The sequence below is a fragment of the Ruegeria sp. R13_0 genome (genome assembly GCF_017743995.1).
GTDB lineage: Bacteria > Pseudomonadota > Alphaproteobacteria > Rhodobacterales > Rhodobacteraceae > Ruegeria.
Genome location: NZ_JAGHRB010000002.1, coordinates 96,401 through 118,692 on the forward strand (window position 1 = coordinate 96,401; position 22,292 = coordinate 118,692).

19 protein-coding genes are annotated in these 22,292 nt (G+C 58.9%); 8 read left to right on the plus strand and 11 right to left on the minus strand.

Annotated features, from left to right (window positions below; all coding sequences use genetic code 11):
• Nucleotides 1-47: 47 nt before the first annotated feature.
• Together J7394_RS02895 and J7394_RS02900 are read right to left on the minus strand one after the other, a co-directional pair.
• On the minus strand, nt 48-944 hold the full coding sequence (locus J7394_RS02895) for a CPBP family intramembrane glutamic endopeptidase (RefSeq protein WP_209250838.1): 897 nt from the start codon (nt 942-944) through the stop codon (nt 48-50).
• Nucleotides 931-4,038, minus strand: coding sequence for an ABC transporter transmembrane domain-containing protein (locus tag J7394_RS02900; protein ID WP_209251215.1), 3,108 nt, complete (start codon nt 4,036-4,038; stop codon nt 931-933). Before J7394_RS02900 ends, J7394_RS02895 begins: the two co-directional genes overlap by 14 nt.
• Before the next feature lie 204 nt (nt 4,039-4,242).
• Here J7394_RS02900 and J7394_RS02905 point away from each other — a divergent pair, with 204 nt between their 5' ends.
• The 3 genes from J7394_RS02905 (at nt 4,243) to J7394_RS02915 (ending at nt 6,979) form a co-directional block, all read left to right on the plus strand.
• Complete coding sequence (locus J7394_RS02905) at nt 4,243-5,004, plus strand: DUF6478 family protein (protein ID WP_209250839.1); 762 nt, start codon at nt 4,243-4,245, stop codon at nt 5,002-5,004.
• Nucleotides 5,005-5,015: 11 nt separating this feature from the next.
• Nucleotides 5,016-5,375, plus strand: coding sequence for a hypothetical protein (locus tag J7394_RS02910; RefSeq protein WP_209250840.1), 360 nt, complete (start codon nt 5,016-5,018; stop codon nt 5,373-5,375).
• 77 nt (nt 5,376-5,452) lie between these two features.
• Nucleotides 5,453-6,979 carry an MFS transporter gene (locus tag J7394_RS02915; RefSeq protein ID WP_209250841.1) on the plus strand — a complete coding sequence of 509 codons (1,527 nt, stop codon included), beginning with the start codon at nt 5,453-5,455 and terminating at the stop codon, nt 6,977-6,979.
• Between the two features lie 47 nt (nt 6,980-7,026).
• On the opposite strand, the gene J7394_RS02920 is transcribed toward J7394_RS02915, so the two are convergent.
• The 3 genes from J7394_RS02920 to gpmI are packed head-to-tail and all read right to left on the minus strand — an operon-like array spanning nt 7,027 to nt 11,012.
• On the minus strand, nt 7,027-8,364 hold the full coding sequence (locus tag J7394_RS02920; protein WP_170377303.1) for a S41 family peptidase: 1,338 nt from the start codon (nt 8,362-8,364) through the stop codon (nt 7,027-7,029).
• Between the two features lie 6 nt (nt 8,365-8,370).
• Nucleotides 8,371-9,501 carry a murein hydrolase activator EnvC gene (locus tag J7394_RS02925; RefSeq protein ID WP_209250843.1) on the minus strand — a complete coding sequence of 377 codons (1,131 nt, stop codon included), beginning with the start codon at nt 9,499-9,501 and terminating at the stop codon, nt 8,371-8,373.
• On the minus strand, nt 9,498-11,012 hold the full coding sequence (gpmI, locus tag J7394_RS02930) for a 2,3-bisphosphoglycerate-independent phosphoglycerate mutase (protein ID WP_209250845.1): 1,515 nt from the start codon (nt 11,010-11,012) through the stop codon (nt 9,498-9,500). Before gpmI ends, J7394_RS02925 begins: the two co-directional genes overlap by 4 nt.
• Before the next feature lie 313 nt (nt 11,013-11,325).
• Between gpmI and J7394_RS02935 the strand changes: the two genes are divergently transcribed.
• Together J7394_RS02935 and J7394_RS02940 are read left to right on the plus strand one after the other, a co-directional pair.
• Entirely contained in the window at nt 11,326-12,459 is a 1,134-nt protein-coding gene (locus J7394_RS02935) for a DUF819 family protein (RefSeq protein WP_209250846.1), read from the plus strand.
• A 3-nt stretch (nt 12,460-12,462) separates the two neighbouring features.
• The gene (locus tag J7394_RS02940) at nt 12,463-13,884 is read left to right on the plus strand and encodes an aspartate aminotransferase family protein (RefSeq protein ID WP_209250848.1); all 1,422 of its coding nucleotides are present in this window, start codon (nt 12,463-12,465) and stop codon (nt 13,882-13,884) included.
• Here the strand turns inward: J7394_RS02940 and J7394_RS02945 are convergent.
• The 4 genes from J7394_RS02945 to J7394_RS02960 all read right to left on the minus strand — a co-directional run bounded on the left by J7394_RS02945 (nt 13,881) and on the right by J7394_RS02960 (nt 17,144).
• Entirely contained in the window at nt 13,881-15,551 is a 1,671-nt protein-coding gene (locus J7394_RS02945) for a sulfatase-like hydrolase/transferase (RefSeq protein ID WP_209250849.1), read from the minus strand. The two genes, J7394_RS02940 and J7394_RS02945, sit on opposite strands and share 4 nt — an antisense overlap.
• A 63-nt stretch (nt 15,552-15,614) precedes the next feature.
• Nucleotides 15,615-15,851, minus strand: coding sequence for a (Na+)-NQR maturation NqrM (nqrM, locus tag J7394_RS02950; protein ID WP_170377292.1), 237 nt, complete (start codon nt 15,849-15,851; stop codon nt 15,615-15,617).
• A gap of 15 nt (nt 15,852-15,866) precedes the next feature.
• Nucleotides 15,867-16,892, minus strand: coding sequence for an FAD:protein FMN transferase (locus J7394_RS02955; protein ID WP_209250850.1), 1,026 nt, complete (start codon nt 16,890-16,892; stop codon nt 15,867-15,869).
• 66 nt (nt 16,893-16,958) lie between these two features.
• Nucleotides 16,959-17,144: a hypothetical protein gene (locus J7394_RS02960; RefSeq protein WP_170377287.1), complete on the minus strand. Its 186-nt coding sequence runs from the start codon at nt 17,142-17,144 to the stop codon at nt 16,959-16,961.
• 112 nt (nt 17,145-17,256) lie between these two features.
• Between J7394_RS02960 and J7394_RS02965 the strand changes: the two genes are divergently transcribed.
• On the plus strand, nt 17,257-17,781 hold the full coding sequence (locus J7394_RS02965; RefSeq protein WP_209250851.1) for a CBS domain-containing protein: 525 nt from the start codon (nt 17,257-17,259) through the stop codon (nt 17,779-17,781).
• A 43-nt stretch (nt 17,782-17,824) separates the two neighbouring features.
• Here the strand turns inward: J7394_RS02965 and J7394_RS02970 are convergent, their stop codons facing one another.
• The gene (locus tag J7394_RS02970) at nt 17,825-18,568 is read right to left on the minus strand and encodes a metallophosphoesterase (RefSeq protein WP_209250852.1); all 744 of its coding nucleotides are present in this window, start codon (nt 18,566-18,568) and stop codon (nt 17,825-17,827) included.
• Between the two features lie 125 nt (nt 18,569-18,693).
• Here J7394_RS02970 and J7394_RS02975 point away from each other — a divergent pair, with 125 nt between their 5' ends.
• Nucleotides 18,694-19,707 carry a GDP-mannose 4,6-dehydratase gene (locus J7394_RS02975; protein WP_209250853.1) on the plus strand — a complete coding sequence of 338 codons (1,014 nt, stop codon included), beginning with the start codon at nt 18,694-18,696 and terminating at the stop codon, nt 19,705-19,707.
• A gap of 15 nt (nt 19,708-19,722) precedes the next feature.
• Nucleotides 19,723-21,006, plus strand: coding sequence for a Vi polysaccharide biosynthesis UDP-N-acetylglucosamine C-6 dehydrogenase TviB (tviB, locus tag J7394_RS02980; RefSeq protein WP_209250854.1), 1,284 nt, complete (start codon nt 19,723-19,725; stop codon nt 21,004-21,006).
• A gap of 55 nt (nt 21,007-21,061) precedes the next feature.
• Here the strand turns inward: tviB and nqrF are convergent, their stop codons facing one another.
• Nucleotides 21,062-22,285 carry an NADH:ubiquinone reductase (Na(+)-transporting) subunit F gene (gene nqrF, locus J7394_RS02985; RefSeq protein WP_170554956.1) on the minus strand — a complete coding sequence of 408 codons (1,224 nt, stop codon included), beginning with the start codon at nt 22,283-22,285 and terminating at the stop codon, nt 21,062-21,064.
• Nucleotides 22,286-22,292: the final 7 nt, after the last annotated feature.

Genomic DNA, 22,292 nt, shown 5'->3' on the forward strand with positions numbered 1-22,292 from the left:
ATTGTGCGGCGTTGACGTCAAATAAGACGCAACGGAAGGAAATGCAATCAGCGCCTGATGACGAGACGTGCAGTCAGCCAGCAAACCATCATCGAGCCGAAATCCACCCACAACCACTGCCGCAGCACCCCACCGTCCGACATATCGTAGGGCAGCAGGAAAAGGGCCAGACCGCTGAGCGTATCGGGCAGTGAAATAAACAGGAGGGAGATCACATTATTGAAGAAATGCAACGCGATAGCCGGACCCAAAGTGCCGGAACGAGCCGTCAGATCAGCCGCCAGAACGCCGAACACACAGGACCAGACCGCCACCAGAAGGGCGTTGTCGCCAGCTACCCCCGGCGCATAGTGACCCGCTGCAAACAAGGCCGAGGGCACCCCAACCCAGATCAGCGGGGACCGAAATCGCGCGGCCAGAGATTGCTGCAGGTAGCCGCGAAAGAGGATTTCTTCGGCGCTGGTCTGAATCAGCACGGCGCCTGCCGCAAACGGCAGCAGCACGATCCAGGTCGAGAAGGCAAGGTTCTGGGTCAGCGGATCCCCCATTCCGTAGGGCGGCAGGGCTGCCAATGCCAGACCGAGAACCACCAGCGCCACCAAAACCCGCGTGAATTGACTGATCGCCAGGCGGCGCTCTCCGAGAATCGCCCAGAGTGACCTTTGCTGCATCTGTTTTGCAGCGACAGCGACGCCAATCGTCAAAAACCCAAAGCTGGCCAGCAGGACAAATGTCGCAAGGGGGGACGTGCCGCGCAAAAACCCTTGGGCCTGAGACGGAGGGATGAGGGCTCCGACGATCGCGAAAAGAACCGTGTTCGCCGCCAAATAGAGCGCGCAAACAATCACCAGCCCGACCAGCAACCGCCACAGATCAGGGCGCGCGCGGGCGTCGCGCACCAGATGTTCATGCGCGGCATAGGCGGCGGGTTCAATCATTGTCATCGGCCTCGTCAGAAACGGTTTCCTGCACCACGTCCGGGAAGACATCCGCCGGGTTGGCAACTGTGTTCACGCGCGTGGCGAGCGTGGTCAGGTATCCCGCTACGGTCTGCAGCAACTGCGTCGCGACCGAGGCGTCGCTTTCGACCACGGCGCGCAGTTCCTCGGCCCCGATCCGCAGGAAGGCGCAATCGGTGTTGGCGACCAGATCAAGTTGTCGGCGCTCTCCGGTGATGATCGACAGATCCCCGATCAGGCGGCCCGGCTCAACAATCGAAATGGGGCGTTTGTTGCCGTCATCATCGGACCAGTCCAACCGGGCCTGACCCCGGATACACAGATACGCTGCGTCCGCCGTCTGCCCGCGCGAAAAGATCACCTGCCCCGCCGCAACGTCATACCATTGCGCCGAGAACGCCAGCAGCCGTTGGTTTCGCGCGTCGATGCCCGAGAAAAGCTCCGTAGCCGAGATGATTTCTAGCTTTCTGCTGAGGTCTGCAGTGGCCCCCTCTTGATGCAGAACAGGCGTGCGTGAGACACCGTCGATGCGGCCATCCTTGACCTCTACGAACAGGTCGTAGGCTTCGGGATGGGCAAAATGATCCTCCATGAAGATCATGATCGACTCGGGCAGCAATTCCCGTAGGCGCAGCCGGGTGCGCAGGCGGCTTTCCGAATCGTGGCTGGCCAGCGCCTTGTCGAGGATCAGGATATCGGGTCGCTTGATCCCCGCACGCGAGAACGACGCGCGTTCCTGAAAAACCGTAGGCAGGTTGTTCCCCCCCAAGCCCGACGGCAGGTCGAACATGGTGGCCGCAGCGCGGCGGCGCAGACCGGCCTCATTCACGGCCTGGGCGACCAGATCTTCAATCTCTTCGGCATGCGCACCTGCCATGAGGGAAACGCGCCCGTAAAGGACATTCTCGATCACGGTCAGGCGCGGGAAGTAGGCGTCTGGTGACAGTGGGACGAACATCCCATCCAGCGCCTCATGCATCGCGGTGGATTGCTGTTTTCGGATTGAAAGGATCTTGTCCTTGTATTCATCCGGAAAGTCGGGGCCAATCTGCTCGGCCGTCAACAGGAACGGTACCGTCAGCATCAGCGCACAATCCGGTTCCGAGACCGCGTCGTCCCCTTTGGTCTTCAGGCGATCCTTGATGTCCAAAAGCCTGTGATACATGTCCTTGGACATGCCCAACCGCAGGAACAGAGGGTGATCTGTGCCATCGCGACCAAAGGCCTGGTCCAACGTCTCGATCACGGTGCTGGCCATGTTCATTGCTTCTTCGGCCAGATCATGGCTGCGCAGCATGTTACGGAACCGCTGATCACCGGCCAGTGACTCGGGTGTGATATCCCGAGCGGGCGTTGCAAACAGCAGGTTGCTGCCCAGAGGCACCGCCGGATTGAACCGATCCGGGTCGAACTGGTAGACATAGCGATCGAGGCCCTTGTCCTGTAATTTCTGGTCCACTGTCTTGCGAAGTTTCACAAGCTCTTGCGCCAGGCCAGGATGCAGTTTCGGATCAAACTGCGTACGCAGGGTGCGTCGTAACATGAACTCGTCAATGCCCATCGCCTCGACCAGTTGGAACCACCACGCGCGGATGTCGTCGATATCGTCCAGCCCGGCCAGCCCCGGATCGACCCACTCATCCTCGAGCGAATCTATCGGATTGCCGGACCGCACGGCCTCGATCTGTCGGCGAGTCGGGGCCTTCTTGGCCTCAGCTTCGTGCTGAGGATAGGGGCGCAGCGGCATCAGCAGGTTGTCACCCAGAGTTCCGTCGAACAGATAGGGCCGCGAATAGGCGTATCCGATCCGAGCAGCAATCACCGCCTGATGCAGTTCGTTCAGCTTGTGCCCGGCCAGGAGGACATCACCCTGAACCGGCATCACCTCACGCGTCAGAAGCTGCGCCAGAGCGGTGCGTTCAGCCGCGTTGGTCGACTGAATCGCCACCCGCGCGCCCTTGGGAATTTTCAGGTCGATATCTTCCAGAATGGTTTTACCGTCATCATCGCGCACGGTGATGTTGCGCAATTCGATATCGCCGGTGAGGTGCGGGATGACCTCGGGGCGGCCTTCGAACAGATGTTCCGGGATCATGTTGGACGGGGCGAAGCGTTCGGTCACGATCTCCCATCGCAGCGACATGTCCTGCACCTGATTGTAATAGGTTAGTAGGTCCTTCCACGGGCCACTCAGATCCTTGTAGGCCCCCAAGGCGGCGACCAGAGCACCCACCGTCACCTCACCCGTGATCGCCAGATATCCACCGACCGAGTAGAAAAGGAACGGCGTCATCTGAGTGATCAGATTGTTGAGGAACTTCATGAAGAACTTTTTGTTGTAGATCTTGAAGCGGATCTCGAACAGGTTCCCTAGACGGTAGCTAAATTGCGCCAATCGGTAGCGCCAGCCACCATTGGTGCGCAGATCGCTGATCCCAGCGGCACTCTCGCCGATCTCGGAACTCAGGTGACGGACCTCCTGAATACGTTCTTTGTTCAACAGGTTGATCTGGCGTTGCAGTTTCGGGATCAACCACGCCTGCAGCGGGATGAGAGCGATACTGGCCAGCCCGAACCAGACGCTCTGCATGAACAGAAAGGTGACGATGGTCATCATTTGACCGAACTGAAACACGGGCTGAGCGATGGCGTCGCCCATCAGACCGCCCATCGGTTCGGCCTCGGAGGTGATCATTGAAACCAACTCACCCTGACTGGTGGTGGCGAAATACGATTTCGGAAAGCGCATCGACCGGTTGATCAGGGTAAATCGCAAGCGACGCAGCATCCGTTCCGCCAGAACGCCCTTCATCGTGTTGATGCGCATCTTCATCAGGCCGCTGGCGATCACCGTAGCCAGAAAGGCAAAACACAGGATCATAAGGTATTGAATCTGTGTGACAGTCACCCCCCAGATCGTGACCGTATCTGCAGGCGCACCAATGGCGTCGTTGATGATTTGCTTGGGCAGCTCAAGCGAGGCATAGAGGAACGGAAACGAAAGAACCGTCAAAACCAACAGCACAAGCTGTTGTTTTTTTGAGTGTTTCCAAATGAACGAAAACAGGGTGGGTTCCATGGCCGGGCCTTGTCGAATGAAAAACTGATGCGTGGCGTGGTTGCTGGCGACCCGCTTTTTCAAGAGGCCCGACCCTAAGCACAGACCCGGCGCAATGCAAGAACCGACGGTGGCCTTACGCGCCGAAAACCGATAGATCCAAATTCCGGGTTTGTCCCTCGCCCGGTCTTTGACTAAAGAGGTCCTACGTCAGACGAAGGGACCATGGGCAGGATTCTCGAACGCTACTTTCACCGCAGGGTTTTGGACCGCTGGCGCAAGGCCGCGCAGATGGCGGCTGACGCCCCTCAGGCCGAACTGCGACGCCAGCGCGACAGTGCGCGCGCCCTGCAAACACAGCTGAGGCAGGTGATCGACACGGCAGATATGCGGCTGCGCGATCCTCAAATCGGCTCGAACCAGTTTCCCAAACCGATCGGCACGGATTGGAGCTGGCGCCCCGATCTGTGGCGCTGGCCCCTTGCCACACCTGGCCTTGCCTCACCATCGCGCAAGGCGTCCCTGGGCGATCAAGTGCAGGTGTTTCATGACTGCCCACAGGCCGAGATCGCCCTGCGTCAGAACCGCAACCGTCTGTCCAGTGATCTGGCCCCTTTCAACATGGCCGTGGAGGTCTTTGGTTTCGAAGGCAGCTTTCTTTCGCTTTCAATCCAACTGCCAAGCGACGCCTCTCAGGGCCTGAGCCTGCAGCACCTTATCCGTCTGGACACGCATATTGACGCGGAGCAGGAGATCGACCTCTTTGCCCGGCTCAACATCCTCAGCGGTCCGAATACCGAACAGGTTCTGCGCAAGCTTGATCTGACCAACTCGTCCCCCAGCGTCGATTTCGATCTGGCCCATCTGCCATTGAATGAAAAACGGATTGAGAAGATCTGGTTGGACCTAATCCTTGGAAACCCCGGCATGAACAGCGTCACTCTGCGCGATCTAACTTTGTGCCGCCACCATCGCGCTGATTTGTGAGGTCCTAGGGAATGACTGAGCCACTATTGACCCGGACCCGGTTTGAGAACGGAATTTGGCAAGGACATCTGCGCACCCCGACCCAGCCGGATATTCAGGTGCTGTACCGGGGTGAGGACGTCGATGGCGTTTCCCTCTCGGATGTCGAGGACGGTTGGACCGTGACCATCCCTGTGCCGGTCGCGGCCCTGTCGGACGGGGTCCATAGCTTTGTCATATCCGAGCGCTCAACGGCCCGGAAACTGGGTGATTTTACGGTGATATCGGGCGAACCCGCCGCCGATGATCTGCGCGCCGAAGTCGAGCTATTGCGCGGTGAGCTTGACATGCTTAAGCGAGCTTTTCGCAGAATTTGCCGGGAACCCAGCTGAGGCGAGACCCGGGTTTTCCTATCTTTTTCGCCATTTACATGCATCATTGAGGCAGCCGCAACACTCCGGAAGCTGCCATGGATCGCAAAAGTATCATCAAAGTCATTGCCCTAATGGTGACCGCTTTTGGCATCGGCATCGACTTTACCGGGGCCCTGATGCTGGTTCCGTCAATCGAAAGCAGCTTTGACAGCGATATCACCAGCACTCAATGGGTGTTGAACATATACGCATTGTTCTTCGCCATGACCATGGTTGCCGGAGGGCGCTTGGGCGACATGTACGGACACCGCAAGGTGATGATCGTCGGCCTGTCGATCTTTCTATTTGCCTCGGTGATGTGCTTCTTCGCACCCGGCCTGGATTTCCTGATCGGCGCGCGCGCGTTGCAAGGCATTGGCGCAGGATGCGTCTGGCCCTGCACCTTGGCCTTTGGGGCCACCAAAGTCTCGAAACAGGAACACCGCGCGCTTGTCATGGGGCTGATACTTGCGGGCGTGACCACGGGCAATGTATTTGGCCCAATGATCAGCGGACTTGCCGTCAGTTTCGGCGAATGGCGATACTTCTTCCTCGCCAACGTCTTGTTCTCCTGCATCTCGATGGCGACCGCACTGATTTTGATGGAGCGGGAGACCCAGCACAAACAGGGCGAGCATATCGACTTTGCCGGTATGGGAATCCTGTCCTTTGCTGTGCTTCTTCTCCTCTACGGGCTGGATGTGGGGGCTGATTGGGGCTGGTCGTCAATCCCGCTTTTGCTGCTTTTCTTTGTCAGCGCCGTTCTGTTCCTGCTGTTTCCGCGCGTTGAAAAGCGGGTGAAAGAGCCGCTCCTGCTGCCACAATTAATGCAGAACCGAGAGTTTCTGATCACGCTTGGCCTGAATATGTTCAACGTCTCAGCCGCCTTTGTCGCGTTGCTGTATTTTCCGCAATACATGCAAAAGGTGCTGGGCTGGACGACTTTCCAATCAGCGCTTGGGCTGGCCCCTTTGACCATCCTGCTGGCGGTGGGCTCGGTCGTCTCTGGCACGCTTTACAATGATTTCGGGCCTAAACGCCTTCTGTTTTGGGGCTATATTCTGGCGGCTGTCGGATCGGCTAGTATCGTTATCCTGCCTAGCAGTTTGGGCTACTTCCATATCCTGCCGGGTATGGCTATGATCGGGTTGGGCGCGACCCTAACGGTCGGGCCGTCCGGAACCGCTGCGGTTTGCGCGGTCAAACCCGAACGCGCCGGGTTGGTTGGTGGCCTCAGCTTCATGACGCATCTGGTCTATGGGGCAATCTCGGTCGCCTGTGCGACGGCCATCATGTATGCGGTGTCGCTGTCTACCCTGCGGGACAAGCTTGCCGCCGCCGGGATTGATCTGACCGATGCCGAGCAAAGGGCGATCAACGGCGGTTCCCTCAGCACGGAGTCAGCGCACGCGGTGATGGCAAAGCTGAGCGCGGATCAGGTCGAAGCGGTAAAATCCGCGCTCACAACAGCCTTTGACAGCGGCATGAGCATGGCGTTCATCTTTTCCACGATTTCGGTGTCCGTGGGCATTCTTCTGGCGCTGATGCTGGACGAAGCCAAGCTTCACAAGATCGAAAGCTGAAAGGGCCGCGCCTGGCGCGACCCTTTGGATTTTACTGAGACTCGTTTTTACTGAGACGGGCCGTCAGGATTGAACGCCGACAGACCTTTGAGTATGTCGATGGCATAGGCCAGCTGATAATCCTCTTCCCGCAGCTCAGCCGTGGCTTCGGCCTTGGCGCGGTCTTCTTCGATCTGGCGGATTTCATCCTCGCTGAGGCTGTCATTGTTCAGACTGCCGCGCAGATCCGCCTCGGAACGTGCTGGACGATCATCCTCTTCTTCGGTTTCCGGAGCCGGGCGCGGTTGCTCCACGATGATGTCCGGGCTGACACCCAACGCCTGGATCGAGCGGCCAGACGGCGTGTAGTACCGCGAGGTAGTCAGACGCATCGCACCGTCACCGCGCAGCGGCATCACCGTCTGCACCGAGCCTTTTCCAAAGCTCTTGGTACCAACAACAATCGCGCGTCGGTGGTCTTGCAGGGCACCGGCAACGATTTCAGAGGCCGAGGCAGAACCGCCATTGATCAACACCACAATTGGTTTGCCTTCGGCCAAATCACCGGGGGTCGCGTTGAAACGCTCGCCGTCCTGCGGGTCACGCCCACGGGTCGAGACGATCTCACCTTCGTTCAGGAACGCGTCCGAGACTTTGATCGCCTGTGTCAGCAGGCCGCCGGGATTGTTGCGCAAGTCCAGCACAAAGCCGTTGACCTTGTCGATCCCGCCCGCTTCCTCGATCTGCTCTTCCATCCCGGCTTGCAGGTTCGGGAACGTTTGGTCGTTGAAGGTGGTCACCCGCATGACAACGCTAGTGCCCTCGGTCCGGGCGCGTACGGCGGTCAGTTTGATCGTGTCACGAATGATTGTGACATCGAACGGATCAGGCTCACCCTCGCGCACAACGGTGATCACGATCTCCGAGCCGACAGGGCCGCGCATCAGCTCAACCGCCTTGTCCAGCGTCAGGCCCAGAATGCTTTCGCCATCCACATGGGTGATAAAATCTCCGGCCTCGATCCCGGCCTCATCCGCAGGCGTATCGTCGATCGGAGAGACGACTTTGACAAAGCCTTCCTCTTGCGTGACCTCGATACCAAGCCCGCCAAACTCACCGCGCGTCTGCACGCGCATCTGCTCGGCATCGTCGGGCGACAGGTAGCTGGAATGCGGATCAAGCGAGGTCAGCATGCCGTCAATCGCGGCTTCGATCAGCTCTTCTGGCTCAACCTCTTCGACATATTGCGCGCGGATGCGTTCGAAAATGTCACCGAACAGGTCGAGTTGCTGGTAAACATCGGCCTTGCTCTCGGCCTCCTGCGCCAGCAGGGGTCCTGCGATCTGAGTTGTTGCAATGATGCCTGCAACCGTTCCGGCCAGTCCGGCCATCACAAATTTCTTCATACTCGTTTATCCATCCTTGCTGGTCCGAAACCACGACTCGGGGTCCACGGGGCTGTTATCTTCTCTGACCTCTATATAGAGCGTTTCTGACCGGTCAGTTCCAGTGCCATCACCACGAGTTGACAAAATAGCACCGATTTCCGGCGTTTCACCGGGCATCAAACCGACCGGAGTGCCCTCTGGTATCACTTGACCTATGTCTCCGTAGACTTCCTGCAAGCCCGAAAAGACAAACAGAAGGCCGGGCTGAGGCTCGAGAATGATCAGATTTCCCAGGTCCAGAAGCGGCCCCCGGTAGCGAATTGTAGCCGCCGTGGGCGTTGTTACCAGGGCACGCGGGCGCGCACCAAGCACGAGACCCGGCCGTGTTACGCCTGCTGCGTCTGTTTCCCCGGCCCGGTGCAATAAAACGCCCTGGACCGGCAGAGGCACGTCGCCTTTACGGCTTTGAATAGAGTCGTCGCTTTCCGCGATCTCCCCTTCCGAGATTTCCGACAGGCCTGTAGCAAACCCATCCAGAGTTTCGGTCGAAGAGATCAGGATCGCCGTTTTGATCGGGTCTTCAACAAAGCGCTGCGGTAACCCGGTGCGGTCCGCGATGGCTTCGCTCAGACGGGTGCGTGCGGACTGCACCCCGGTCAGACCTTCTGTCAGGGTTTCCGCCGCATCCTGCTGCAACAGGCGCAGGGTCTGAACCTCTTGCAAATCCTGCGCCAACGCCTGCGCCTTGGCATTCAGGCCCGGTGTCACCTCGGACAGCATCATCCCGGCCCGCGCAGCCCCCAAGGGGCCCGAAGGGTGCAACATCAGCACCGGCGGGGTGGTTGTTTCAATGGTTTGCAAGACGCCCAGCAATTGCGCCACATCCTGTTCCCGTGCGCGCAGCTCAGCCGACAGCTGCGCCTCACGCGTGGCGGCCATGCGCAACCCGTCCCGCATGGCGGACAACCCGGCCTCGTAAGCTTGGATCGTCTCGGTCAGAGCGCGCACCCGGTCGCGCGCGCTTTCTGCCTCTGACAGCGAGATTGACGCCTGTTCCAACATCTCGGCCGCCGCCAGCGCTGCCTGAGAAGGCGTGTTCTGCGCCTCCGCCGGGCCACACAGGACCACCGCCAAGGCTGCGGCAAGAACCCTCATGAGAGCAGGCTTTCCCCAGTCATTTCAGGCGGTTTGGGCAGGTTCATCAGGGCCAGCAAGGTAGGTGCAAGGTCCGACAGACGCCCGGTGCGGAGCGTCGCCCCCTCAGGTCCGCCAACCAAAGCCACCGGCACGGGGTTCAGCGTGTGCGCGGTATGTGGGCCGCCTGTCTCCGGGTCCACCATCACTTCGCAGTTCCCGTGATCGGCGGTGACGATCATCGCCCCCCCAGCTTTTTCCAGCGCGGCAACCACGCGAGCCAGACCTTGATCCACGGCCTCGCAGGCTTTGATTGCAGCGCTCAGGTCTCCGGTATGGCCGACCATATCGGGGTTGGCATAGTTGGTGACGATCAGATCATAGCCAGCCTCGATGGCCTCAACGAACTTGTCCGTCACCTCGGCCGAGGACATCTCGGGCTGTAGATCATAGGTGGCCACTTTGGGCGATTTGGGCATGAAGCGATCTTCGCCAGTCTCGGGGACCTCCTTGCCGCCGTTCAGGAAGAAGGTGACATGGGGGTATTTCTCGGTTTCGGCCAAACGGAACTGGCGCAATCCCTGCTTGGCCACCCACTCGCCCAGAGTGTTCACGATGGCCCGTTTGGGGAACACCGTCGTCATATAGGCATTGTGGCCGTCGGAGTATTCGACCATGCCCAACAAGGCGGACAGACCCGGGCGCGGGCCGGTGTCGAAATCGTCAAAGCCCGGTTCGGCAATCGCGCGTAGGATTTCGCGCGCACGGTCGGCGCGGAAATTCAGGCAGAAAAAACCGTCACCCTCTTTGACGCCATCATACCCTTCCATCACGGTCGGCACGATGAACTCATCCGTTTCGGATTGGCTGTAAGCGTAGTCAACCACTCCATGCGCCGAAGTACCGGCACGGCCCTGTCCTTTGATCATGGCGTTGTAGGCTTGGCTGACACGCTCCCACCGGTTGTCGCGGTCCATGGCGAAGTAACGCCCGCAGACGGTGACGATTCGCGCACCTTCGGGCAGACGTTCCTCAAGCTCGGCAATATAGGTGAAAGCGGATTTCGGAGCGACATCGCGCCCGTCGGTCACTGCATGCAGAGCCACCGGAACGCCGGCATCCGTGATCGCTTTGGCCGCTGCAACGATGTGGTTCACATGCCCATGAACACCGCCATCCGAGGCCAGCCCCATCAGATGCGCCGTCCCTCCAGTGGCTTTCACCTTAGAAATGAAAGCTTGCAGCGCGGCGTTGTCAAAAAATGAGCCATCCTCAATCGCCAGATCAATCTGGCCCAGATCCATCGCCACCACACGGCCCGCACCGATATTGGTGTGCCCAACCTCGGAATTTCCCATCTGACCGCTGGGCAAGCCCACATCCGGGCCATGCGTAATCAGCGTGGCGTGCGGACCCTGCATGATCGCATCGAATGTCGGCGTATTGGCCAAATGCGGCGCGTTGGCCTGAGTGTCTTCGGACAATCCCCAACCATCAAGAATACACAGGACTACGGGTTTGGGCGTGGCCATTTTGGTCTCCGGTAACTGCTCTTGGCGAACCTTCTATCGCCTGACTGCTTTGGGGTGAACCGCCTTTGCGCGCATCGGCGCAGATTTAAAGCGTTTTGCGTTTTATCTGAGGCAAAGTGGTCGAAATGCGCGTTCGACCGCAGGGAGAGGCAGCGTATTTCGATTCAAGTCAAACGCAAAGCGATCTAATCGTCTCGTAAACCGACCCTGACGCCCGGATTTCCTTACCCGAAAGGAACGTGAACCTTACGTCAGACCACCTTGTGCGAACCGCGTCGTGCTGCCTAGTCTCACCCTCAGGGAGAGGGAACCTATGCAGCCAGAGATCGCCGTTTTCGCACTGATCTACCTTTTGGCGCCCGCCGCGATGCTGCGGCTTGCGCGGCATTCGACTTTGGCCGGGCGGCTGGGGCCGATTGTGCTGTGCTATATGGCCGGATTGGCGCTGGGGCTGATTGGCCTGCAACCCGACGCGGCTGGTCAGGTCCGTGACGGGGTCATGGAGGCAAATTTGGGACTGGCCCTGCCTTTACTGCTGTTTGGAGTAGACCTTGGGGCTTGGGGGCGCATCGCTGGTTCTGCGCTTTTGTCGATGGCGCTGGCCGTTGTCTCGGTCACGCTTGTCGCAACGGGCCTTTACTTTGCGTTCCAAGAAGGCGGCACCGCGCAGAGTGAGCAGCTGTCCGGCATGGCTGTAGGGATGTATACGGGCGGCCTTGCGAATATGGGCGCGATCAAACTGGCGCTGGATATCCCCGAGAGCCGATATCTGCTGTTTGCAACCGTCGATACGGTAGTTGGCGCAGGTTACCTGCTGTTTGTTCTGACACTGGCCCCGTTGGTTTTCGCCCGCTTTCTGAAGCCGTTCCCGAGTGATCGCGACACGCAGGCGCCCGCAGCGGACGAAGCCAATGCGCCGAATATGCTCCGTCAGGGGGTGGTGGCCTTGCTGGTCAGCGCATTTTGCGTGGCAGCTGCGGTGCTACTGACCCCACTGTTCAACTTTGCGACATCGCAGGTCATGACCGTGGTTCTTCTGACGTCGCTGGGTCTGCTCTGCTCGGTCACGCCGTCTTTGCGCAAGAACCGGGCCGCACCTCATATGGGCATGTACCTGCTTTATGTGTTTTCGTTCAGCGTTGCGGCGTCAATGGATTTGGCGGAATTGCGCGATATGGATCTGTCCGTTCTCGGCTTTGTGCTGATCGCCACCTTCGGCAGCTTCGGTTTGCATGCCCTGCTAGCACGCGCCGCCGGGGTCGACCGGGATACATTCCTGATCACCTCGGTCGCGGCGGTCATGTCGCCTGCTTTTGTGCCCATGGTCGCGCGCAGCTTGCGCAACCCTGCGATCTTGATGTCGGGCATGGCAACCGGCATTCTGGGCTTTGCGATCGGGAACTATCTGGGCATTTCACTGGCGCTGCTTCTGGCCGGGAAAGGATAGGATATGGATCATCAGAAATTGCCAGAGACAGGCCGCCCCGAGGGCGAGATCCTGGACCAGTTAAAATCCTTTGCCGAAAACGACCCGAATTACCGTGAGGGCCGGACCTGGAGCCTTGTGTATCATCTGGACGATGACCACGACGCCTTCACAGCCAAGGCCTATAGCGCGTTCTCCTCGGCCAACGGGTTGAATCCAGCCGCGTTCCAAAGCCTCAAACGGATGGAGACGCAGATCATCTCAACCATGGCCGGGCTGCTGAAGGGCGGACCCGACACCTGCGGTGTGGTCACTGCAGGCGGCACCGAAAGCTGCCTGATGGCGGTTAAAACCTACCGGGACATGGCCCGCAAAAAGCGTAAGGTGACCCGTCCGAACATGATCCTGCCCATGACCGCCCATGTCGCCTGGTTCAAGGCGGCCGAATATTTCGGCGTCAGGGCGCGCCTTTTGCCGATGACGACGGACTACGCCACCGATATCTCCAAGCTTAGAAGGATGATTGACGCGGGCACGGTGATGATCCTCGGCTCCGCGCCGGAATACCCGCATGGGACGATTGATCCAATCGCCGAGATGGGCGCGATCGCGCAGTCCAAGGGCATCCCCTTACATATCGACGCTTGCGTCGGCGGGCTGATCCTACCCTTCATGGAGCGGAACGGCGTTGACCTGCCCGATTGGGATTTCAGGGTACCGGGGGTGACGTCCATCTCGGCCGATCTGCACAAATACGGCTATGCGGCTAAGGGGGCATCGACCATCATCTATCGCAATCTCGACCTGTTGAAGCACCAGATGTTCGTCTGTCAGGATTGGCCCGGAGGGGTTTTTGCCTCACCCGCCTTGCTGGGTACCAGACCGGGCGGAGCCTATGCCGCCGCCTGGGCTGTGATGCAGAAACTCGGTGAGGACGGCTACTGCCGGTTGGCGAAAAAAACGACCGAAGCGGTCGAGACACTGAAGGCGGGAATAGCGGCGATAGACGGCCTGCGCATTCTGGGGAACCCGCAGGGACCGTTGCTGGCTTATGGCTCAACCGATCCGAAGCTCAACATCTATGCCGTGGCGGACCAGTTGGAGCGCGCCGGTTGGAGCATCAATCGCGTTCAAAACCCAGATGGCATCCATTGCATGGTCACTGCCAAACACCGGCATGTCACCGATGAATACCTGAGCGATCTCGCCCAGGCGGTCGCGACCGTTCGCGCCAACCCCGAGCTCGCCAAATCCGGAGGGGCCGCGACCTACGGCATGATGGCCCATGTCCCACTGCGCGGCATGGTGAAATCCAAGGTGTTGGATGTGTTTGCCGAGATGTACCGGGCCGGTGGCGGAGATTTGCATCTGGATGACGGCAAGACCCCGAACCTGTTGGAGCGCGGCATGGCCCGATATGTTCAGTGGAAAGCGCGGCGCAGCTAGTCTTTGAGGTATTCCTTGTACGGTTTCGCCGTCCGGTTTCGGTATTTGACCGTCAGGTCCAACGGCATGTCACTTTCGTCGTAGATCCCGACGACGACCCCCCTGCCCCGGCTTTTGGTTCGCATCTCGATCAATTGCTGTTCAGACCGCGTCGTGCGCTGTGACGGGCGGCGCGCCCAGGCAAACAGGTGGTCGTACATTTCACCGATCACCTCGGCATGATCTTCGCTGTCGCCCAGATCAATCAACTCCTGTGGATCGGTTTCCAGATCGAACAGGATCGGACGGTGCCCGCCCTCACAATGGATCAGCTTCCAGCGTTTGTTGGCGACCATGAACATCACCGCATCGCGGACCGAGGCCTCCATCCGCTCGGCAATTGGCGACGCGGAATAGTCGTATTCGCAGATCACCACATCCCGAGGCAGCTCCTGTGCTTGTCCATGCAGGATCGGCAACAGGGAATAGCCTTCGAGGATATGACTAGCGACGTCGCCTCCGGCCACTTCGACGAATGTCGGAGCTAGATCAATGGATTCAACCAGCGCATCGCTCACCGTGCCTCGGGTCGCGTCGGCCTCGGACGAGGGGTCGTAGATAATCAGCGGCATTTTGGTTGAGGCATCGTGGAAGAACGTTTTCTCGCCCATCCAATGGTCGCCCAGAAAATCCCCGTGATCCGAGGTCAGGACGATCATCGTATCGTCCATCCGGCCGGCCCGCTCCATCCAGTCGAACAACCGGCCCATCTGATCATCGGCCTGCTTGATCAGGCCCATATAGGCCGGGATCACAGCCTCACGCACATCCTGGCGCGAGAATGTCTCACCGATTTTGGTCTCCATGAACGCTTTCAACACCGGGTGCGCGTTCTGGCGTTCCTCATCGGATCGCACCACCGGCAGCACATGCTCAGGCCCGTACATCGAGGCATAGGGCTCGGGCACGATATAGGGCCAGTGCGGTTTGATGAAGCTCAGGTGACAGCACCATGGGGCATCATGGGTCTCCATGAACTCGATCCCGCGCCCGGTCAGATAGGGAGTCTCGCTATCTTCTTCGGCAATGTTCGCAGCCTCGGGTGAGTTTTTCAGGAACCAGCCAGACAGAACATTGCCATCCGCGTCCAATCCGGAATTTGCGAAGTCGTGCCAGGGGTTGTCGCTTTCATAACCTTTGTCTCGCAGGTATTCATTGTAGGCCTTGGCCCCATCGGGGTCATAAAACCCGTCCGGCCCTTCAGGGCGCATCCCGTCATCGCGTTCGAACACGTCAAAACCGCATTCCGCCACACGGGCGCCAATCAGGCTATCCGGTTCAAGGCCGAGCCGCGCCATGCCCTCTGCATCCGCGCGCATATGGGTTTTGCCAACCAGCCAGCATTCCATCCCAGCCTTGCGCAGGTGGTCGCCCATGGTCATCTCGCCGACCTTCAAGGGGATCCCGTTCCACGAGGCTCCATGCGAATGCACATACCGACCCGTATAGGTCGACATGCGCGAACTGCCGCAGATCGGCGATTGGATATAGGCGCGATTGAATCGCACACCCCGAGCGGCCAATCGGTCGATATTCGGCGTTTGAAGATGCGGGTGTCCGTAGCAGCTCAGGTAATCCCAGCGCAGCTGGTCGAACATGATGAACAGGATATTCTTGGCTTTGGCCACATGCGCCTCCGGTCTGGTCCGGAGGCTATCTAGCCAATTCCCAATGGGCAGCGCAAATGCCGATTAGGCCTGACGCTCCATCTGCTCCAGCATCTTCTTGGCGCGTTTGCATTGCAGCTGATCCCGCAGAGGGCTGTCGGGGTCGATGTCCTTTTGGCAGACCACGCATTTATCCGCGCCCGAGATCGCGTTCAGACCGCCGCAGCTGCCCTTGATGGTTTTACCCATCAACATCACGCCCAGCGACATGCCGACCATGACCAGAGACAGAAGAATAAAGGCCAGAATGAAAGTGCTCATCTCGGTTCCTACCAATCAGTTGGTGCCCAGTGCGTCTTTGAACGCGCTGCTGTGCGACGTTATATAGGCATCATCGCCGCCTGTCACATCCCGCGAGATGAAATACACGGCAAGTTTATGCTCTTCGGCGAGTTGCATACCCTTTTCCTGACCCAGCGCCAGCATTGCAGTCGCCCAAGCATCCGCCATCATGGCGTTTTCCGCCAGAACCGTGACCGAGGTCGTCCGGTGCGTAATTGGACGACCGGTTGTGGGGTCGATGATATGCGAATAGCGCACGCCATCCTGCTCGAAGTAATTCTTGTAGTCGCCCGAGCTGGCCATACCGCGATCAACCAGCGACACGATCAACTGCAGGCTCTGGGACCCGGCCTGAGGCTTTTCGATCCCGATCTGCCACGTTTCGCCCTTGTCGTTCTGGCCTTTTGAGACCAGATCACCGCCGATCTCGACCAGATAGTTTTCGATGCCTGCGTCCCGCAAGGTCTCGGCGACGGCGTCAATGCCATAGCCTTTAGCGATAGCCGACAGATTGATCCCAACGCCAGGTTCGGATTTTGCCAGCGTTCCTGCCTCAGCATCCAGCGTCAAAAGCCGATTTTGTCCAACGCCTGCCAGCGCGGCCTCGATATCAGCATCCGACGGCACAGGGTCTTCGGGCTTGCGCGGACCAAAGCCCCAAAGTTCGATCAACGGGCCGAGTGTGACGTCAAAGGCTCCATCGGTCTTGTCGTGAACGTCATTTGCGGCGGCCAAAACCAGTGCGAAATCGTCGGAGACAGCAACAGGGTCGGTGCTGGTAGACGCCGAAAAGGTGGAAACCTCGGAATTCGGATCCCAGTTCGACATTTTGGCGTTGACTGCGGCCAGAGTCTCCTCAACCGATGCAGCCAGCGCGGTTTCGTCGAGATCCTCGCCAATCGCAGTGACATTGAAGGTCGTGCCCATGGTCTCACCCGACAGGCGCACCACATCGGGTTCCTTGTCGAACAGACAACCAGTCAAAAGGATTGCAAGGGCCAGCGCAGGCAGTAGACGCATGGATCGTTCTCCGGGAAAAGCAGTGCCCGGCATATGCCAGCCACCCCCGTCAGAGTCAAACCGGCTTCACAGCTTTAGCGGCAAAAAACCCAACATCAAAAGGCCGATCCCAGCCGGAAGCCCGAACAGCCACGCCCGCTTCTGCCACCCGTCCGGCTGCTGTTTCCACACCATGCGGAAATTATGGCCGCAGACCACCACAACAAAGAAAATCAGCGCAGCAATGGGGGGTGTCAGATAGATGTCACTCACAGGCTTGGACTCCGGGTTTTCGCCGATGCGGGCATTTGCACCCTATACAGGCCATTTAGCTGCGCTAAGGTGAAAGGGAAAGACTTTGCAAGAACCAAAAAGGAGATTGCCCATGGCCCCAACCTCATACCAGGCCCCCACACGCGGCGACAAGCAGGACAAGTCCACCTACAGCCAGTCGACGGGATCGAACCTGTCGCAGTCGCAGACGACCGTGGCGAAACTGCTTGAGGGGAAAGGCGACGCGGTGTTCTCGGTCCGTCCGACCGATACGGTTCACACGGTGGTCAATATTCTCAAGGAAAAACACATCGGTGCCGTTCTGGTGACCGATCAGAACGGAGCGCTGCAGGGCATCCTGTCCGAGCGCGACATCGTGCGCCGTATGGCTGATACGCCCGGCCAGACCCTGCCGCAATCGGTCGAGGATCTGATGACCAAAGAGGTACAGAGCTGCGCACCCGACGATACGTTGAATGCGGTTCTGAAAACCATGACCGAGGGTCGCTTCCGTCACATGCCGGTGGTCCGTGATGGACTTTTGTGCGGCATGATCACCATCGGTGACGTCGTGCATTTCCGTCTGAAGGAGCTGGAATACGAAGCGCTGCGTATGAAGCAGATGATCGTTGGCTAAAGCAACCCGGCCCGCGGCGACCTGACGCCTCGGGCCAGACGACCTAAGCTGTTGCCGTGAACGTGACCCCTCCGGGAAATAGCTCGGCAGCGGTCAAACAGTTGGTCGCGAAAGCGCCGGTGTCGATCGAAATCACCCCGTCTCGAACTTGAACATGATCCACGATCGTGTGCCCATGCACCACCCATTGACCATCCCGGCGCGGCTGCTGTCGGAATTTGGGGTGGCCCCAAAGACAGGTTTTCCGATCCTGTTTTTCCGCTGATGTCCGAGGGTCCAGAGCGGCATGAACGACCGAGACATTGCCGCTGGTCCACATCAGCGGCCGCTCGGTCAGCCAATCCACAAGCCCCTCGCCCATTGCAATGCGCAAACGCTCTGCCAGATCGCCCCTATCGGCGTCGACATTCTGTATGCCAAAGGAGGCAAGCGTCTGGACGCCCCCGTTGTTCATCCACAGCGGGCCGATGCCGAACGGGTCTTCGAGAAACCGCAGCAACATCTCTTCGTGATTGCCCAGCAGGCACGTTACGCGCCCGTTCGAGGTCAAACTCAGATGTTTCAACTGCCGCAACACCTGCGCGCTGTAGTCGCCCCGGTCGATATAGTCACCGACAAACACCCATGGCAGGCCCTCATCAAGCTTCGGCAGCAAGGCTTGCAACAGGTCCAGACGTCCGTGGATATCTCCGACGGCCACGAAAGGCGCCTCGGGCCTAATGCCCGACACATCCGCGCCGCGCATCCCGCCCGGTCCAAGCAGCCCTCTGATCCAGCCCGTCACCATACAAAGACCTCTACTCTGACCGGCTGCCACGGACAATCGGCAATCGGTCCGGAAACGGGCGGTTGACCAATGGACGCGCAACCTTGATAGACAGTGCAGACGGGTCGCCGAAGCGTGAGGGATGTATGAAGCGGGTTTTGATCACGGGAACGGCCGGATTTATCGGCTTTCACCTGGCGAAGCTGTTGCTGTCCGAAGGGTTCCGTGTGCATGGCTTTGACGGGATGACCGACTATTACGACGTCGCCCTCAAGCAACGCCGCCATCAGATGTTGCTGCAAAATCCCGGCTTTACCACCACCGAGGACATGCTGGAAAACCATGAACGGCTGATGCAGGTCGCGGATGAGTTTCAACCCGAGGTGATCATCCATCTCGCTGCACAGGCCGGTGTGCGCTACAGCCTGGAAGAGCCGCGCAGCTACGTCAACTCGAACGTCATTGGCACATTCAACGTGATGGAGGTCGCGCGCCAGCACAAGGTTCAGCACCTTTTGATGGCCTCGACCTCTTCGGTCTATGGCGCCAATGAGGATATGCCCTTTACCGAGGTCGAGAAGGCCGACACGCAGCTGACGATCTACGCGGCCACCAAGAAGGCCAATGAGGCGATGGCGCACTCCTATGCCCATCTTTGGGACCTGCCGACCACTATGTTCCGGTTCTTCACTGTCTATGGCACCTGGGGGCGGCCTGATCTGGCCCTGTACAAGTTCGTGGACGCGATCCTCGAGGACCGCCCGATTGATATCTACAACCACGGCGACATGTATCGCGACTTTACCAATGTCGAGGATCTGGTCCGTGGCATCCGTTTGCTGATCGACGTGCCTCCGGTGCGGCCCGCCAGTGCGGATGAGGTCGAGGATGGCGACAGCCTGTCCCCCGTCGCGCCGCACCGCGTCGTCAATATCGGCAATGGTGACAAGGTGCGCCTGGTGGATTTCATTGAGGCCATCGAGGCGGCGATCGGGAAAAAGGCCATCCGCAACTACATGCCAATGCAAATGGGCGACGTCCCCGCCACATGGGCCAATACTGACCTGTTGCAACGCCTGACAGGGTATCGCCCGGAAACCAATTTCAAAGACGGGATCGCGCAGTTTGTTGCGTGGTTCCGCGACTATCACGGCAAGTAGAGGGCCAAGACCGGAATGCTGGAAACCAATCCTGACGCCCGCAAAATCGCCGTGATTGGGTTGGGCTATGTCGGCCTGCCGCTGGCGGTCGCTTTTGGAAAAATCGGCCCCGTGGTCGGGTTTGATATCAACGCCGCACGTATCGACGCCTTGCGCAATGGCAAGGACGCAACGCAAGAGGTTGAACTAGAAGACCTTGCCGCCGCATCAGGCCTGAGTTTCACCACGCAAGCGTCCGACCTTGCGGAGTGCGACACATTCATCGTAACGGTGCCCACCCCAATCACCGCAGGCAAACAACCTGATTTGTCGCCTTTACTCGCGGCCTCGGAAACCGTGGGAAAGGTCCTGAAACCGGGCGATCTGGTGATCTACGAATCCACTGTCTACCCCGGCGCGACCGAGGAAGATTGTGTGCCAGTGCTGGAGCGTACCTCGGGCCTGAGTTTCAACACTGATTTCTTTGCCGGTTACAGCCCCGAACGGATCAATCCCGGCGACAAGACCCATCGGATCGCGGATATCTGCAAGGTGACCTCGGGCTCGACCCCGCAGGTGGCGGATCTGGTCGACGCCCTCTATGCGCGGATCATCACCGCCGGAACGCACAAGGCCGAAAGCATCCGCGTGGCTGAGGCTGCAAAGGTGATCGAAAACACTCAGCGTGACCTGAACATCGCGCTGGTGAATGAACTGGCGATGATTTTCGGACGTATGGAGATCGACACCGAGGCCGTTTTGCGTGCGGCGGGAACCAAGTGGAACTTCCTGCCCTTCCGCCCCGGTCTGGTCGGCGGGCACTGTATCGGCGTGGACCCCTACTACCTGACCCACAAGGCCGAGGCCGTGGGCCATCACCCTCAGATCATTCTGGCCGGGCGGCGGCTGAACGATCGGATGGGCAGTTATGTTGTGTCTCAACTGGTCAAACGCATGACCCGCAACGGCATCAATGTCGGTGCGGCACGGGTTCTGGTTCTCGGCCTGACCTTTAAGGAAAACTGTCCTGACCTGCGGAACACACGCGTCGTTGATATCATTGAGGAATTGCAGAGCTATGGCATTAGCGTTGATGTCCACGATCCCCATGCCGACCCCGTCGCAGCCGAGGCTGAATACGGCCTCTCGCTTTCAAGTTGCCCTCAGGACGGAACTTATGATGCAGTCGTTCTGGCCGTCGCGCATCAGGAATACAAAGACGCTGATCCGTCAACATTCCGAGCCTACGGCAAACCCAACAGCGTGGTGTTCGACATCAAGTCCTGCCTGCCAAGGGACGCGAGTGACTTGAGGCTCTGACGCGGTCTGGAGTCCAACAAAAAAAGCCGGCGCACCATGCGCCGGCTTTTGTCTCTCACCCGCCGAAATCGTCGAGCATGATGTCTTCGCGGTCCACACCCAAATCCAGCAGCATGTTGATGACCGACTGGTTCATGATTGGAGGACCACACATGTAGAACTCGCAATCTTCTGGCGCGGGGTGGTTCTTGAGGTATTCCTCGAACAGAACGTTGTGGATGAAGCCGGTATAGCCCTTCCAATCGTCCTCGGGCTGCGCGTCCGACAGGGCGACGTGCCAATCGAAATTGTCGAACTCTTCGGCCAGTTGGTCGAAATCCTCGACAAAGAACATCTCTTTCTTCGAACGCGCACCGTACCAGAAGCTGATCTTTCGATCGCGGTTCTCAAGACGCTTGAGCTGGTCAAAGATGTGGCTGCGCATGGGGGCCATACCCGCACCACCGCCGATGAAGACCATCTCTTTTTGGGTGTCGCGGGCGAAAAACTCACCGAATGGACCCGAGATGGTGACCTTGTCACCCGGTTTCAGGTTGAAGATGTAGGACGACATCTGACCCGGAGGGATGCCATCGGACCCCGGAGGGGGCGAGGCAACACGGACGTTAAGCATGATCATGCCCTTTTCGTCCGGATAGTTCGCCATGGAATACGCACGCTCAATCGGTTCTGCGACAACCGACTCATACTGCCACAGATTGAAGCGATCCCAATCCTCGCGATATTCCTCTTCCACGTCGAAATCAGTGTATTTCAACTGGTGCGCCGGGGCTTCGATCTGAATGTAGCCACCCGCGCGGAAGTTCACGTCCTCGCCTTCGGGCAGGTCCAGCGTCAAGGCCTTGATGAAGGTCGCCACGTTCTCGTTCGAACGAACGGTGCATTCCCATTTCTTGACGCCAAAGACTTCCTCGGGGACTTCAATGTCCATGTCCTGCTTGACCGCAACCTGACAGGACAGACGGTCACCACAGGCCGCTTCACGCTTGGTGATGTGGCTTTCCTCGGTTGGCAGGATCGACCCGCCACCGGAATGCACCTTCACCCGGCACTGCGCGCAGGTACCACCGCCACCACAGGCGGAGGGAACGAACAGCTTTTCGGCCGCCAAAGTCTGCAACAGCTTGCCACCGGCAGGGACCGAGATGGTCTTTTCACCGTTGATGGTGATGTTCACGTCACCGGTCGAGACCAGTTTCGAACGGGCCGCCAGAATGATCGTCACCAGCGCGATGACGATCACTGTGAAAAGGGCAACGCCTAAACCAAAAGTTTCCATTCTGCCC

Coding starts and splice junctions, on each gene's coding strand:
- J7394_RS02895 (WP_209250838.1), bottom strand. CDS start 944: ATGACAATGATTGAACCCGCCGCCTATGCCGCGCATGAACATCTGGTG.
- J7394_RS02900 (WP_209251215.1), bottom strand. CDS start 4,038: ATGGAACCCACCCTGTTTTCGTTCATTTGGAAACACTCAAAAAAACAA.
- J7394_RS02905 (WP_209250839.1), top strand. CDS start 4,243: ATGGGCAGGATTCTCGAACGCTACTTTCACCGCAGGGTTTTGGACCGC.
- J7394_RS02910 (WP_209250840.1), top strand. CDS start 5,016: ATGACTGAGCCACTATTGACCCGGACCCGGTTTGAGAACGGAATTTGG.
- J7394_RS02915 (WP_209250841.1), top strand. CDS start 5,453: ATGGATCGCAAAAGTATCATCAAAGTCATTGCCCTAATGGTGACCGCT.
- J7394_RS02920 (WP_170377303.1), bottom strand. CDS start 8,364: ATGAAGAAATTTGTGATGGCCGGACTGGCCGGAACGGTTGCAGGCATC.
- J7394_RS02925 (WP_209250843.1), bottom strand. CDS start 9,501: ATGAGGGTTCTTGCCGCAGCCTTGGCGGTGGTCCTGTGTGGCCCGGCG.
- gpmI (WP_209250845.1), bottom strand. CDS start 11,012: ATGGCCACGCCCAAACCCGTAGTCCTGTGTATTCTTGATGGTTGGGGA.
- J7394_RS02935 (WP_209250846.1), top strand. CDS start 11,326: ATGCAGCCAGAGATCGCCGTTTTCGCACTGATCTACCTTTTGGCGCCC.
- J7394_RS02940 (WP_209250848.1), top strand. CDS start 12,463: ATGGATCATCAGAAATTGCCAGAGACAGGCCGCCCCGAGGGCGAGATC.
- nqrM (WP_170377292.1), bottom strand. CDS start 15,851: ATGAGCACTTTCATTCTGGCCTTTATTCTTCTGTCTCTGGTCATGGTC.
- J7394_RS02955 (WP_209250850.1), bottom strand. CDS start 16,892: ATGCGTCTACTGCCTGCGCTGGCCCTTGCAATCCTTTTGACTGGTTGT.
- J7394_RS02965 (WP_209250851.1), top strand. CDS start 17,257: ATGGCCCCAACCTCATACCAGGCCCCCACACGCGGCGACAAGCAGGAC.
- J7394_RS02970 (WP_209250852.1), bottom strand. CDS start 18,568: ATGGTGACGGGCTGGATCAGAGGGCTGCTTGGACCGGGCGGGATGCGC.
- J7394_RS02975 (WP_209250853.1), top strand. CDS start 18,694: ATGAAGCGGGTTTTGATCACGGGAACGGCCGGATTTATCGGCTTTCAC.
- tviB (WP_209250854.1), top strand. CDS start 19,723: ATGCTGGAAACCAATCCTGACGCCCGCAAAATCGCCGTGATTGGGTTG.
- nqrF (WP_170554956.1), bottom strand. CDS start 22,285: ATGGAAACTTTTGGTTTAGGCGTTGCCCTTTTCACAGTGATCGTCATC.